This window comes from Bacillus sp. hwrm1 (assembly GCF_040207805.1).
Taxonomy (GTDB): Bacteria; Bacillota; Bacilli; order Bacillales; family Bacillaceae; genus Bacillus; species Bacillus velezensis.
On sequence record NZ_CP157943.1, the window covers coordinates 4,098,674 to 4,111,513 of the forward strand.

At 47.0% G+C, this 12,840-nt stretch carries 13 protein-coding genes, 2 tRNA genes and 2 rRNA genes; all 17 read right to left on the reverse strand.

What is annotated here, in order from left to right; all coding sequences use genetic code 11:
* Positions 1–26 precede the first annotated feature (26 nt).
* Positions 27–908, reverse strand: coding sequence for a 16S rRNA (cytidine(1402)-2'-O)-methyltransferase (gene rsmI / locus ABK447_RS20640; RefSeq protein ID WP_038456672.1), 882 nt, complete (start codon positions 906–908; stop codon positions 27–29).
* Positions 883–1,182 carry a GIY-YIG nuclease family protein gene (locus ABK447_RS20645; protein WP_007409921.1) on the reverse strand — a complete coding sequence of 100 codons (300 nt, stop codon included), beginning with the start codon at positions 1,180–1,182 and terminating at the stop codon, positions 883–885. The genes rsmI and ABK447_RS20645 overlap by 26 nt, the downstream gene beginning before the upstream one ends.
* Positions 1,169–1,912 carry a tRNA1(Val) (adenine(37)-N6)-methyltransferase gene (locus ABK447_RS20650; protein WP_004264717.1) on the reverse strand — a complete coding sequence of 248 codons (744 nt, stop codon included), beginning with the start codon at positions 1,910–1,912 and terminating at the stop codon, positions 1,169–1,171. The genes ABK447_RS20645 and ABK447_RS20650 overlap by 14 nt, the downstream gene beginning before the upstream one ends.
* A 60-nt stretch (positions 1,913–1,972) precedes the next feature.
* Positions 1,973–2,332, reverse strand: coding sequence for a replication initiation-control protein YabA (gene yabA, locus ABK447_RS20655; protein ID WP_004264720.1), 360 nt, complete (start codon positions 2,330–2,332; stop codon positions 1,973–1,975).
* A gap of 14 nt (positions 2,333–2,346) precedes the next feature.
* The gene (gene ricT / locus ABK447_RS20660; RefSeq protein WP_004264723.1) at positions 2,347–3,174 is read right to left on the reverse strand and encodes a competence/sporulation regulator complex protein RicT; all 828 of its coding nucleotides are present in this window, start codon (positions 3,172–3,174) and stop codon (positions 2,347–2,349) included.
* A gap of 2 nt (positions 3,175–3,176) precedes the next feature.
* Positions 3,177–4,166, reverse strand: coding sequence for a DNA polymerase III subunit delta' (holB, locus tag ABK447_RS20665; protein ID WP_007409919.1), 990 nt, complete (start codon positions 4,164–4,166; stop codon positions 3,177–3,179).
* A gap of 11 nt (positions 4,167–4,177) precedes the next feature.
* On the reverse strand, positions 4,178–4,618 hold the full coding sequence (locus tag ABK447_RS20670) for a YaaR family protein (RefSeq protein WP_004264730.1): 441 nt from the start codon (positions 4,616–4,618) through the stop codon (positions 4,178–4,180).
* A 12-nt stretch (positions 4,619–4,630) separates the two neighbouring features.
* A complete protein-coding gene (gene darA, locus ABK447_RS20675) occupies positions 4,631–4,960 on the reverse strand; it encodes a cyclic di-AMP receptor DarA (RefSeq protein WP_004264734.1) in 330 nt (109 codons plus the stop codon).
* Positions 4,961–5,030: 70 nt separating this feature from the next.
* Positions 5,031–5,669: a dTMP kinase gene (gene tmk, locus ABK447_RS20680; protein WP_007409918.1), complete on the reverse strand. Its 639-nt coding sequence runs from the start codon at positions 5,667–5,669 to the stop codon at positions 5,031–5,033.
* Positions 5,666–7,099 carry an aminotransferase class I/II-fold pyridoxal phosphate-dependent enzyme gene (locus tag ABK447_RS20685; RefSeq protein ID WP_221664335.1) on the reverse strand — a complete coding sequence of 478 codons (1,434 nt, stop codon included), beginning with the start codon at positions 7,097–7,099 and terminating at the stop codon, positions 5,666–5,668. Before ABK447_RS20685 ends, tmk begins: the two co-directional genes overlap by 4 nt.
* Positions 7,100–7,176: 77 nt before the next feature.
* Entirely contained in the window at positions 7,177–8,295 is a 1,119-nt protein-coding gene (locus tag ABK447_RS20690) for a toxic anion resistance protein (RefSeq protein ID WP_015416647.1), read from the reverse strand.
* Positions 8,296–8,310: 15 nt separating this feature from the next.
* A complete protein-coding gene (locus tag ABK447_RS20695; protein WP_221664327.1) occupies positions 8,311–8,925 on the reverse strand; it encodes a 5-bromo-4-chloroindolyl phosphate hydrolysis family protein in 615 nt (204 codons plus the stop codon).
* A gap of 148 nt (positions 8,926–9,073) precedes the next feature.
* Positions 9,074–9,268 (reverse strand): sigma factor G inhibitor Gin, encoded by a 195-nt coding sequence (locus ABK447_RS20700; protein ID WP_007409914.1) that lies wholly within the window; start codon positions 9,266–9,268, stop codon positions 9,074–9,076.
* A 174-nt stretch (positions 9,269–9,442) separates the two neighbouring features.
* Positions 9,443–9,558: ribosomal RNA gene (gene rrf, locus ABK447_RS20705) — 5S ribosomal RNA — on the reverse strand.
* Between the two features lie 50 nt (positions 9,559–9,608).
* Positions 9,609–12,538 (reverse strand): 23S ribosomal RNA (locus ABK447_RS20710).
* Positions 12,539–12,620: 82 nt separating this feature from the next.
* Positions 12,621–12,696, reverse strand: a tRNA-Ala gene (locus ABK447_RS20715).
* Positions 12,697–12,710: 14 nt separating this feature from the next.
* Positions 12,711–12,787: transfer RNA gene (locus ABK447_RS20720), tRNA-Ile, on the reverse strand.
* Positions 12,788–12,840: the final 53 nt, after the last annotated feature.

Genomic DNA, 12,840 nt, shown 5'->3' on the forward strand with positions numbered 1-12,840 from the left:
TTGTTACGATACAAGAACGGTTTTTTTTATGATTGAATGTGATAAGCGTCATAAATCTCGCGTTTCGGAACGCCCCGATCTACCGCTGTTTGTTTTATGGCCTGTTTGGAAGATGCTCCTTCGTTTATGTAATGCTCCACATGCTCGTTCTCAGAAAGCTCCGTCCACCAAGGCTTTTCCTTTTCCTCCGGTTCAGCGGTTTGATTTCCTTCGACAACGAGACAGAACTCACCGCGGATTTGATCTTCATTTGCCCATTCCATCACCTCGGCGATGGTTCCTCTGATGAATTCCTCGTACTTTTTCGTTAATTCTCTCGTGACGGCGATGGTTCGATTACCCAAAACGTCATGCATTGCTGTTAATGTTTCTTTTAATCTGTGCGGCGCTTCGTAAAATATCATCGTTTCCTGCCGTTTTTTCAGGATTTCGAGTTCTTTCTTCTTTTCTTTTTTCTGTCTGTTTAAAAATCCGTAGAAGAAAAATGGCTGCGGGGTGATGCCTGATGCGGTCAGCGCGGTTAATGCCGCATTTGCACCCGGAAGCGGAACGACATATCCGCCGATTTGGGTGAAATCTCTCACAATCTCAGCCCCCGGGTCGGAAATTGTCGGCATGCCGGCATCACTGACCAATGCCACATTCTTTCCGCTTTTCAGCCATTCAATGATTTTATGGCCGCTGCTTTCTTTATTATGTTCATGATAGCTGATGAGAGATGTTTCTATATCATAAACATGGCACAGCTTTTTCGTCTGTCTCGTATCTTCGGCAGCTATGACATCGGCCGATTTCAGCGTCTCTACTGCACGAAAGGTCATGTCCTCCAAATTGCCGATCGGTGTAGGAACAAGGTACAGAGTTCCCATTTCAGATTTTCCGTTAAAACTCATCTGGCGTCTTAACATATACAGCCTCCTTGCTGCGTCGTTTTTCTTCTATATATTGCTCTTTTTTCTTTCGGGTCAGCTGTTTAAAACGGTATTCCGCCTGCATCGCTTCCCGTTTTGTTTCAAATGATTCCGCATGGCATAACGAAACCGGCCTTCTCGCCCTTGTATATTTCGCGCCCTTTCCCTCATTGTGGGTTTTCAGCCGTTTTTGCAGATCATTTGTATAACCGGCATACAGACTGTTGTCATTGCACAGCAGCACATAAAAGAAATGACTATTTGTCTCCATATAAAATCGTGCGGATCTCTTTCGTATATTCATTTTGTTCATTGTATACGAACAGCGGGGGAAGAATTTTGAGATCAGGGCGGCCGCCTTTAATTCCTTCAACCAAAATGGTATTCGCTTCTTTACCTTGTTTCGGATAAATAAACTGAACCCGTTTCGGTTCTATTCGGTACGCTTTCATTAATTCAAAGATTTCCAAAAGCCTCCCCGGCCGATGAACGAGAGCCGCTTTTCCGCCTTGCTTCAGCAGTTTGCTGCTGACGGAAATCACATCTTCAAGCGTGCAAAGGATTTCGTGCCTTGCGATTCTGAGATGCTCGTTCAGGTTCTGCTCCGCCTCTTTCGGTGTTTTAAAATAAGGCGGATTGCAGGTGACAACATCATATTTATTATGTCCGAGTCTTTCCGGCATATTTTTCAGATCATCATGAATGAGACTGATCTGACCGCCCAGCCCGTTGTATTCCACGCTTCGGAGCGCCATATCATACAAGCGTTCCTGAATTTCAACCCCGGTGATATCGGCTTTTGACCTTGTGCTGAGCAAAAGCGGCACAATGCCGTTCCCCGTGCATAAATCAACGATGTTTCCCTTTTGAATCGGAACGTATGCAAACTTAGACAGCAGCACGGCATCTAATGAAAAAGCGAAAACCGTCGGACTCTGTACTATTTTCATATCCTCTGCTAATAAGTAATCCAATCTTTCATCATCACGTAATGAAACCATAATCTTATTCCTTTCGGCACTCTTTGAAAAAGGCTTCCGACATCAGCGGAAGCCTTTTCCTTATTTTTTATTTAAGAAGGACAGACAAAAAAGGCAATCTCCCTTGCGGACGCTCCCATAATGGACGTTGCAAATATGAAAGCCTTCTTGATACAGCCGGGCCAGATTGTCGTACCCTTCTCCTATATCACTCTGCTCTGCCTTCTGTGTTTTTGTTTCTTTCTGATCGGCTTTGAATTTTTCAATTTGCTCTGTCGTGTCATCAAGCCGCTTACGCAAATGCTTATTTTCAAGCTGAAGATGGTGATTCTCTTCAATCATTTCGCCGATATGCTGCTTTAAGTCACCCAGCTGACGGTACAGCGAACCGATTTGTTCCTCCAGGTTTATGACAGTATCAAATAACTCTTTTTTATCCAAGGTTCCACACCTCGTTAATCTGTGGTTTGTGCGGATACGACGCCCTCTTCCAAGAGCTCTTCCCAAGTATATTCTATCACTTTTTCACGATTCTTCAGTTCCACCTGAAGCACCCGTTCCAGAATATTAAGACCGACAACCTTTGCGGGGCCGTTTGCCGTCGTAATCATTTCGCCTAAATCCGGCAGCTGTTCTTTTGCCGTCTCATACTCATCATTTTCGTACTTCAAACAGCACATCAAACGGCCGCACAGACCGGAAATCTTCGTTGGGTTCAACGATAAATTTTGATCCTTCGCCATTTTGATGGACACCGGTTCAAAATCACCGAGGAACGTGGAGCAGCAAAGCATTCTCCCGCATGGTCCGATACCGCCGAGCATTTTCGCCTCGTCCCTCACCCCGATTTGGCGCAATTCGATTCTCGTTTTAAAGATAGAAGCCAAGTCTTTGACCAATTCCCTGAAATCAACCCGTCCGTCTGCTGTAAAGTAAAAAATGACTTTATTGCGGTCAAATGTAAACTCAACATCAACCAGCTTCATATCTAAGCCGTGGTCAGCCACTTTTTTCTGACAGACTTCAAAAGCGGACAGGGCCTCCTGTTTGTTTTCTTCTACAATGAGAAGATCGCGTTCATCAGCAACGCGTATGACCTTTCGAAGCGGAAGCACAACATCATGCTCGTCCACTTGTTTATTTGCGATGACAACCTGCCCGTATTCGACACCTCTTACGGTTTCAACAATGACGCAGCTGTCTTGTTCTATATCAAATCCGTTCGGATCAAAATAATAAATTTTCCCCGCTTTTTTAAAGCGGACGCCTATTACGTTGTACAAGCTTATCCCTCCTGCAACGTTAACACCAAGTGCTCCATTAATCCCTGCACATTCACATTGGAATGAAGCCGTTTTTTTGCTTCTAAAACAGCGAGAATTTGGTTCGTAACGCTTTGTTGTGTAAATTGCAGCGCATGCTGTTTTATTGATTGGAATAAGTCTTGATAAATCAGTTTATCTTCATTTCCAATTTGGATGGATAATACATCACGGTATATCAATAAGAGCATATCAAGACCCATTTCTTGATGGGTTTTTTCTTTGAAAAAGGGCACCCACTGATCCTGAATGAAGAAAAAGGCATGTCCTTTCCGCTGATGTAAGACTTCATACAATTTTATCACTTTCGCTCTGGACTCTGCAAACTCATCATTTCGACTTAATTCGACTGCTTCCGCAATATTATTTGTCATATTTGCTAAGAGCCGGGCCATGTGAGGGCTCACTTCCTGTTCAATCAGTCTTTCTTCTATGGCTTTCGGCTGAAGCGGCTGGAACGGAAGAACCTGACATCTCGAAACGATGGTATCCAGTATTCGGTGGAGCTGCTCAGTAATAAGAATTGCGATGGTATCTTGACTCGGCTCCTCTAAAAATTTCAGCAGACTGTTTGCTGCATTTGTCGTCATTTGATCCGCATGGGATATAATGTACAGCTTTTTATGCGATTCCAGTCCTGTTTTGGAAAACTCTTCCTGAAGCGATTGGATCTGAGCCTTTTTAATGGATAATCCGTCGGGCTGAACCACATGCAGGTCGGGATGGTTTCCGGATTCAATACGCTTACAGTTCCGGCACTCCCCGCAAGGCTCAGTCCCGTCTTCAAGGCAAAAAAAGCTTTTTGCGAGAAGCAGTGCGGCATCCAATTTGCCCGTTCCTTTTTTGCCTTCAAACAGATATGCGTGAGAAAGCCTTTTCTTTTCAATGCTGTTATGCAAAAGCCGCATCACTCTGGGCTGCTGCCCGGTCATTTCCTTCCATGATATTGCCATTGTATCACTCTCTATGTGTAAAGGTTAATCAATAAACCTTTTATTTCTCCGATTCGATCCAGCAAATCAATTGCCGGTTTTTCCTGATCTAACATTTCTTCCGTCAGCTGAAGCAGTTTTTCATCTATTTCTTTCACAAGCCCCAGAGTCCGGCTGCTGCCGTACAGGTCAAAGCTTTTCTCCGTCTCATGCGATAATCCGCTGTCTACGGCCTCTTTTACAAAACGTTTTACCAATCCTTTGAATTTCGCTAAGTCTTTGAAGTTTCTCGACTTCGTCAGCCTTTTCCCGAACGTTTCTATATCCGTTAAGAACCTGCTCAGCTGATCAAATTTCAGCTTGCTGCTTTGGCTGTCCATTGAACTTTTAAATGTTCCGGAAAGCTCTGCCGCTTTATAAGCAGGCTGCTGCTTTTTCTCAATAAATGTACGTAAGTCAGAATTTATTTTCACGTCGTCAAATCCTTAAAATTGATGAAATTCATCGACCGGGAGGACAAAGACCGTCGCTCCGCCGACTTCCACTTCGACGGGATATGGAACGTAGGAATCCGCATTCCCGCCCATCGGGGATACCGGGGCAATCATCTGATCACGTTTACAGCCATTCTCTTTAATGAGGCTGAGCGCTTTATCGACACGGATATCTTCCACCCCGATCATAAACGTCGTATTGCCTGATTTAAGGAATCCGCCTGTTGTCGCAAGCTTCGTCACCCTGAAGTTGTGGTCGGTTAATACTTTCAAAAGCCTGTTGCTGTCCTGATCCTGCACCACTGCCACTATTAGTTTCATTCTCTAGGCCCCCTTTAGGTTGGAAAGAACATTATCGTTACATTCATTATAGCAACTTATGAGAAACAGGTCACAACTGAATTTTTTTCAATGCTTCATTTATCACTTGAAGTGCGTCCTGAATGACGAGTTCCTTCTTTTTCGATGCGTCGATTGTATGGAATCTTTCCGGAAAACGCTGCATTACCTTTTGGTATCCTTCCCGTACTTTCGTGTGAAAGTGCAGGGCCTCAAGATCGAGACGATTCTTCTCTCTTGAATCATTCGACGTAATCCGTTTCAACCCTTCTTCCGGCTCAATAGAAAAATAGATGGTGACATCAGGCATCGTATCGCCGATTGCAAACTGGTTAATAGAAAGGACTTCATCAATGCCGAGCCCTCTCGCATAGCCTTGGTAAGCCAGCGAACTGTCGATGAAACGATCGCACAGCACAATGCGGCCTTCTTTCAATGCAGGCTGCACCTTTTCGACTAAATGCTGTCTTCTCGCCGCAGCGTAAAGCAGCGCCTCCGTTTTTGCATCCATCAGTGTATTGTTTTTATTTAAGATCACTTCTCTGATCTGTTCCGCAATGTCGATGCCGCCCGGTTCTCTTGTCGCTGTCACCGGGAGCCCCTCTGCCGACAGAATCTCTTTCATTTCCTGAAGCACAGTCGTTTTCCCTGCACCTTCAGGACCTTCAAATGTTATAAATAAACCGCTCATGATTTCTCCTCTTCTATATAGACAAGTAATTGTTCCCCGTTTAACAAGCCTTGAATATGCGCGTCCATGCCGATTAAACGGGAAAGCTTTTGTACGATCTCTTCTGTTATCCGTTCTCCGTCCATGATCAGCGGAATTCCCGGCGGATAAGGAATAATGTTGCCCGCATGCAAGCGCCCGGCCGCCTTATTTATATCTGCAGGCTCTTTTGTAAACTTCCGCATCTCATTTTGCGGATATTCAAGTGTCGAAATGGACGGAAATGTCCAATTCACGGCATCCGGCAATTTATCGGGCGGTGTATCCTCCAGTTTCTGCTGTATGTTTCTTACGGTTGCCTGTTCTATCATCCGCCGGCCGCCTATCGGCAGTACGAGCAATACTTGGTACTCGTCAGCCAGCTCGGCAACAATGCCTTCACTCTCCAAAATCCGTTGTAATGAATAGCCGGAATGTCCGAGCTTTGACCGAAGAATTAATTTTAACGGGTCCGCCCGCAGCCCATATCCGGAAGGCTCGATTATTTCAATAGAAGAAATTGATGCGAACTTTCGTTTGATTTTCTCAATGCGCTCCATATGAACGGGAAGTGTCCCTTTTTCAGCAATATCCTGCACATAAGCGCGCGCCGTATCTAAAGATGCCATAATCGGGTATGACGGGCTGCTGCTTTGCAAACTGCTTACATAATAAGTTAATCGATCTCTGTCAATTCTGGTGCTGTTCAAATGAAAGTAAGACCCCATCGTCATAGCCGGAAGCGTTTTGTGAGCCGATTGAACAACGGCGTCTGCCCCCATAGCCAATGATGAAGGCGGGAAAGGCCGGCCTAACACAAAGTGAGCCCCATGTGCCTCATCCACCAGTACAGGAACGCCGTATGAATGGGCTTTGTTAACTGCCGCGGTCAAATCGGCGGCGTGTCCGTAGTAAGTCGGATTGGTCAGAACAAGTCCTTTCGCGTTCGGATATGACGCCAGCGCTTTTTCGATGACTGAAAGGGATACATGTGCCGGCACATGCATGTTTTCATCGATTTCCGGCGCCAAATAAACCGGCTTGGCTCCGGCCAATGCCACCGCATGGAAAACAGACTTGTGACAATTACGCTGGATCAGAATGGGTTCACCCGGTTCACACACAGCTAAAATCATCGCCAGATTGCCGGCGGTCGTTCCATTGACGAGAAAGAAACTTTCCTGAGAGCCGTAAAATCTGCTCACCAAATCCTGCGCTTCCTTAATGACCCCCGTCGGGTGATGCAAGTCATCAAGACCCGTGATCTCAGTCATATCAATAGATAAAAGAGATTGATATACAGATTTGGCTTCATCAAAAAAGACATCTCCATTGTGATGTCCCGGAACATGAAAAGAATACGTATTTCGGTGCGCATGCTTCATCAGCGCTGTATATAAAGGTGTGTCCATTTTTAAACAAATCCTTTGCCTGTCTTTCTTATTATATCGTGCCTGCGAGCCAACTTAAAGCTAAGACTTTTTGCCATCTAGCCGTTATCCCGGCCGGACCTCATATCAAGCAGCTTCTTTTTTAAATCGCCTTCCATGATAACAAGCTCCTCCTCGGCACGCCTGCGTTTCATCCTGCCTTCTTCTTGAATAGACATGATTTCTTCAAGTGTGCTGACTAAGCTTTCCTGCACTTTTTTGAGGGTTTCTGCCTCAACAAGTCCGCGCTCATTGGCTTTCGCTGTCTCGACTGTACTTGTTTTCAGAAGTTCAGCGTTTTTCAGCAGCAATTGATTTGTCGTATCTGCCGCCTTCTGCTGCACATCTGCCGCACTCCGCTGCCTCATAAGCGTCAGCGCGATGGCGACTTGATTCTTCCATAAAGGAATAGCCGTAACAATGGAGGACTGAATTTTCTCTGCCAGTGCCTGATTCGTGTTTTGAATCAGGCGGATTTGCGGCGCACTCTGAAGCGTAATCTGCCTGCTCAACAGCAGATCATGCACCCTCTTATCCAGACGGTCGGCAAACTGGCGAAGATCATTCACTTCCTGCGCGGCCATTTGATTGTGTTCTTGTAATTCGGCTTTTCTTGCCGCTTCGGGTATCAGCTTTGTTTTCAGCTCATCTGATTTTAATTCCCCCGCTGCTATATACATAGTTAAATCAGTAAAGTACTGTTTATTTTGGGCGTACAGCTGATCTAACAATTTATTGTCACTCAACAGCACATTTTTAGAATGTTCCAGCCTTCTGCTGATACGGTCAATCTGCACACTTGTCTTTTGATATTTCGAAAGCACTTCCTGTACAGAACCGGACACCCTTTTAAACAGCCTGGCGAAAAACCCTTTGTTCTTCATCTGCAGATCATCAGGGTTGACCTGGTCAAGCTTCAGCATCAAATCAGCCAGTATCTGTCCCATCTCTCCTGCATCTTTTCTTTGAACGTGCTCTATCATCGTGTGGGAAAATTCCAGAAGATTCGCCTGCGCCTGTGAACCAAACAGTACAATGCTTTGCATGTTCTCAGGGTCCAGTTTTTCAGCGAGCTGAAGTGCCGCTTCTCTTTTTTCTTCCGGCAGCGTATCTGCAAGCTTTAGAGGGGTCTGGTCATTTTGGGCGCCCATGCTGTCGTCGGAACGGTCTTTGGCCATTTCCTTCTTCCTTTCTTATTTTCTCAGTGAATGCTTTGCCACATCTAATTCAAAGTGCAGGTCGTCGATGTCCTCCTTCATCAGTTCATGAAGATCCTCTTCCAGCCTTCTGGAAAGCTCTGCCAGAGTCATCCTCGTCTCACTCAAAGACATTGATAAATCTTTATTTTTTCGCGGCTGTGATGAGAGCAGAGCATACTTTTCCGTCAGTTCCACAACAGAATCAAGCGTTTGATAATAGAAACGCTCTGCCTGATAAAAACGCTTCGGCTCTTGCTTTGTGAGCAGATATATTCGCCGGGTTATCCGCAGTATCTCTGCATTCTGCTTCAGCATTTGTATACTTTTAGAGCGAAAAAGCGCCCTGCGTAATCGGATGATTTTACCCTTTGCTTCCTCAAGATTTTCCTTGATATAAGCATATTCTTTTCTTGTCAGCCGGTGTTTTTTTAAAAAGAGACGCTTCGCATTCCACAGACCGGCCGCACTGGCAGCGGCTCCGCTGGCTGCCCCGTATAAAAACGAATACAAAAAAGGCTGATGCCCTATCGTAAAGAAGGTTATCCCCGCTAATACAAAAACTGTGCTGCCGCAAAGCGTCCATTTCATATATTGAATAAACGGTTTCATACTTGATCGACTCCTATTTATTCACTTTTATCAGTATTATCTATTACATTCCATGTCTAAACAAGTTCCTCTTCTTATCGTATCAGTTCTTTTATAAAAAGTGTAAAAACTCCTCTGATTTCAGGCAAAAAAAAGACCCTTTTCAGGGTTAAGAATATAACGTCGGTGTATGAAGGCTTTTCAGTTTACGAACGAAAAATTCATAATTTGGATCAGAGGTCGGAGTGGAAACTACTTTCTTCTCACACTCTAAACATATAAATTTCGTATAAATATGGATTCCCCTGCTTTTTTTGGTTTCACACACAATACATGTTTCTTCATGGCTGGACGTTTCATTCATTTTGCCCACCTCCGTATGAATAGCCTTCCCTTAAGCTGTTGATTGTATACACAATTTGGACCTTTTTGAAGTTTGCAATTAGTATATGGGCGTTTCCGTATTTCGGTGTTTGTTTTGTTTTTATTCAAAAACAAAAAAGGCAGCTCATGATGAGCTGCCTTTACCGTAATGATAGCTTGGCGGCGTCCTACTCTCACAGGGGGAAACCCCCGACTACCATCGGCGCTGAAGAGCTTAACTTCCGTGTTCGGCATGGGAACGGGTGTGACCTCTTCGCTATCGCCACCAAACCATTGAGAGTGTTCTCTCAAAACTAGATAACAGTAAGCATACATTCAAATTGGTTAAGTCCTCGATCGATTAGTATCTGTCAGCTCCATGTGTCGCCACACTTCCACCTCAGACCTATCAACCTGATCATCTTTCAGGGATCTTACTTCCTTGCGGAATGGGAAATCTCATCTTGAGGGGGGCTTCATGCTTAGATGCTTTCAGCACTTATCCCGTCCGCACATAGCTACCCAGCGATGCCCTTGGCAGAACAACTGGTACACCAGCGGTGCGTCCATCCCGGTCCTCTCGTACTAAGGACAGCTCCTCTCAAATTTCCTGCGCCCGCGACGGATAGGGACCGAACTGTCTCACGACGTTCTGAACCCAGCTCGCGTACCGCTTTAATGGGCGAACAGCCCAACCCTTGGGACCGACTACAGCCCCAGGATGCGATGAGCCGACATCGAGGTGCCAAACCTCCCCGTCGATGTGGACTCTTGGGGGAGATAAGCCTGTTATCCCCGGGGTAGCTTTTATCCGTTGAGCGATGGCCCTTCCATGCGGAACCACCGGATCACTAAGCCCGACTTTCGTCCCTGCTCGACTTGTAGGTCTCGCAGTCAAGCTCCCTTGTGCCTTTACACTCTGCGAATGATTTCCAACCATTCTGAGGGAACCTTTGGGCGCCTCCGTTACCTTTTAGGAGGCGACCGCCCCAGTCAAACTGCCCACCTGACACTGTCTCCCCGCCCGATAAGGGCGGCGGGTTAGAAGGTCAATACAGCCAGGGTAGTATCCCACCGATGCCTCCACCGAAGCTGGCGCTCCGATTTCCAAGGCTCCTACCTATCCTGTACAAGCTGTACCAACATTCAATATCAGGCTGCAGTAAAGCTCCACGGGGTCTTTCCGTCCTGTCGCGGGTAACCTGCATCTTCACAGGTACTATAATTTCACCGAGTCTCTCGTTGAGACAGTGCCCAGATCGTTGCGCCTTTCGTGCGGGTCGGAACTTACCCGACAAGGAATTTCGCTACCTTAGGACCGTTATAGTTACGGCCGCCGTTTACTGGGGCTTCAATTCGCACCTTCGCTTACGCTAAGCGCTCCTCTTAACCTTCCAGCACCGGGCAGGCGTCAGCCCCTATACTTCGCCTTACGGCTTCGCAGAGACCTGTGTTTTTGCTAAACAGTCGCCTGGGCCTATTCACTGCGGCTCTCTCGGGCTTGCACCCTAACAGAGCACCCCTTCTCCCGAAGTTACGGGGTCATTTTGCCGAGTTCCTTAACGAGAGTTCTCTCGATCACCTTAGGATTCTCTCCTCGCCTACCTGTGTCGGTTTGCGGTACGGGCACCTCTCACCTCGCTAGAGGCTTTTCTTGGCAGTGTGGAATCAGGAACTTCGCTACTATAATTCGCTCGCCATCACAGCTCAGCCTTCACGGGAAACGGATTTGCCTATTTCCCAGCCTAACTGCTTGGACGCGGATATCCAATACCGCGCTTACCCTATCCTCCTGCGTCCCCCCATTGCTCAAATGGTGAGGAGGTGGTACAGGAATATCAACCTGTTGTCCATCGCCTACGCCTTTCGGCCTCGGCTTAGGTCCCGACTAACCCTGAGCGGACGAGCCTTCCTCAGGAAACCTTAGGCATTCGGTGGAGGGGATTCTCACCCCTCTTTCGCTACTCATACCGGCATTCTCACTTCTAAGCGCTCCACAAGTCCTTCCGGTCTTGCTTCACAGCCCTTAGAACGCTCTCCTACCACTGTTCGAAGAACAGTCCGCAGCTTCGGTGATACGTTTAGCCCCGGTACATTTTCGGCGCAGAGTCACTCGACCAGTGAGCTATTACGCACTCTTTAAATGGTGGCTGCTTCTAAGCCAACATCCTGGTTGTCTAAGCAACTCCACATCCTTTTCCACTTAACGTATACTTTGGGACCTTAGCTGGCGGTCTGGGCTGTTTCCCTTTCGACTACGGATCTTATCACTCGCAGTCTGACTCCCAAGGATAAGTCATCGGCATTCGGAGTTTGACTGAATTCGGTAACCCGGTAGGGGCCCCTAGTCCAATCAGTGCTCTACCTCCGAGACTCTTACCTTGAGGCTAGCCCTAAAGCTATTTCGGAGAGAACCAGCTATCTCCAGGTTCGATTGGCATTTCACCCCTACCCACACCTCATCCCCGCACTTTTCAACGTGCGTGGGTTCGGGCCTCCATTCAGTGTTACCTGAACTTCACCCTGGACATGGGTAGATCACCTGGTTTCGGGTCTACGACCACGTACTCAATTCGCCCTATTCAGACTCGCTTTCGCTGCGGCTCCGCATCTTCTGCTTAACCTTGCACGGGATCGTAACTCGCCGGTTCATTCTACAAAAGGCACGCCATCACCCGTTAACGGGCTCTGACTACTTGTAGGCACACGGTTTCAGGATCTCTTTCACTCCCCTTCCGGGGTGCTTTTCACCTTTCCCTCACGGTACTGGTTCACTATCGGTCACTAGGGAGTATTTAGCCTTGGGAGATGGTCCTCCCGGATTCCGACGGAATTTCACGTGTTCCGCCGTACTCAGGATCCACTCAGGAGAGAACGAAGTTTTGACTACAGGGCTGTTACCTTCTATGGCGGGCCTTTCCAGACCTCTTCATCTACCTCGTTCCTTTGTAACTCCGTACAGAGTGTCCTACAACCCCAAGAGGCAAGCCTCTTGGTTTGGGCTGGTCCCGTTTCGCTCGCCGCTACTCAGGGAATCGCATTTGCTTTCTCTTCCTCCGGGTACTTAGATGTTTCAGTTCCCCGGGTCTGCCTTCTCATATCCTATGTATTCAGATATGGATACCACTCCATTACGAGTGGTGGGTTTCCCCATTCGGAAATCTCCGGATCAAAGCTTGCTTACAGCTCCCCGAAGCATATCGGTGTTCGTCCCGTCCTTCATCGGCTCCTAGTGCCAAGGCATCCACCGTGCGCCCTTTCTAACTTAACCGTTAAAAAGAATCACTACGTGATATCTTGCATTACTAATTGAATGTGAATTACTTCTGTTATCTAGTTTTCAAAGAACACGTTGGTGGAGCCTAGCGGGATCGAACCGCTGACCTCCTGCGTGCAAAGCAGGCGCTCTCCCAGCTGAGCTAAGGCCCCGTATTGGGTAAAGATGGTGGGCCTGAGTGGACTCGAACCACCGACCTCACGCTTATCAGGCGTGCGCTCTAACCAGCTGAGCTACAGGCCCATCTACCATATGAAAGAATCAAAGTTCCTTCAAAACTAAACAAGACAGGGAAC

What these genes read in the sequence shown, in the direction of transcription:
- tmk (WP_007409918.1), bottom strand. Translation starts at nt 5,669, where the DNA reads ATGAGCGGTTTATTTATAACATTTGAAGGTCCTGAAGGTGCAGGGAAA.
- ABK447_RS20645 (WP_007409921.1), bottom strand. Translation starts at nt 1,182, where the DNA reads ATGGAGACAAATAGTCATTTCTTTTATGTGCTGCTGTGCAATGACAAC.
- ABK447_RS20690 (WP_015416647.1), bottom strand. Translation starts at nt 8,295, where the DNA reads ATGGCCAAAGACCGTTCCGACGACAGCATGGGCGCCCAAAATGACCAG.
- rsmI (WP_038456672.1), bottom strand. Translation starts at nt 908, where the DNA reads ATGTTAAGACGCCAGATGAGTTTTAACGGAAAATCTGAAATGGGAACT.
- ABK447_RS20650 (WP_004264717.1), bottom strand. Translation starts at nt 1,912, where the DNA reads ATGGTTTCATTACGTGATGATGAAAGATTGGATTACTTATTAGCAGAG.
- holB (WP_007409919.1), bottom strand. Translation starts at nt 4,166, where the DNA reads ATGGCAATATCATGGAAGGAAATGACCGGGCAGCAGCCCAGAGTGATG.
- ABK447_RS20695 (WP_221664327.1), bottom strand. Translation starts at nt 8,925, where the DNA reads ATGAAACCGTTTATTCAATATATGAAATGGACGCTTTGCGGCAGCACA.
- darA (WP_004264734.1), bottom strand. Translation starts at nt 4,960, where the DNA reads ATGAAACTAATAGTGGCAGTGGTGCAGGATCAGGACAGCAACAGGCTT.
- ABK447_RS20700 (WP_007409914.1), bottom strand. Translation starts at nt 9,268, where the DNA reads ATGAATGAAACGTCCAGCCATGAAGAAACATGTATTGTGTGTGAAACC.
- ABK447_RS20685 (WP_221664335.1), bottom strand. Translation starts at nt 7,099, where the DNA reads ATGGACACACCTTTATATACAGCGCTGATGAAGCATGCGCACCGAAAT.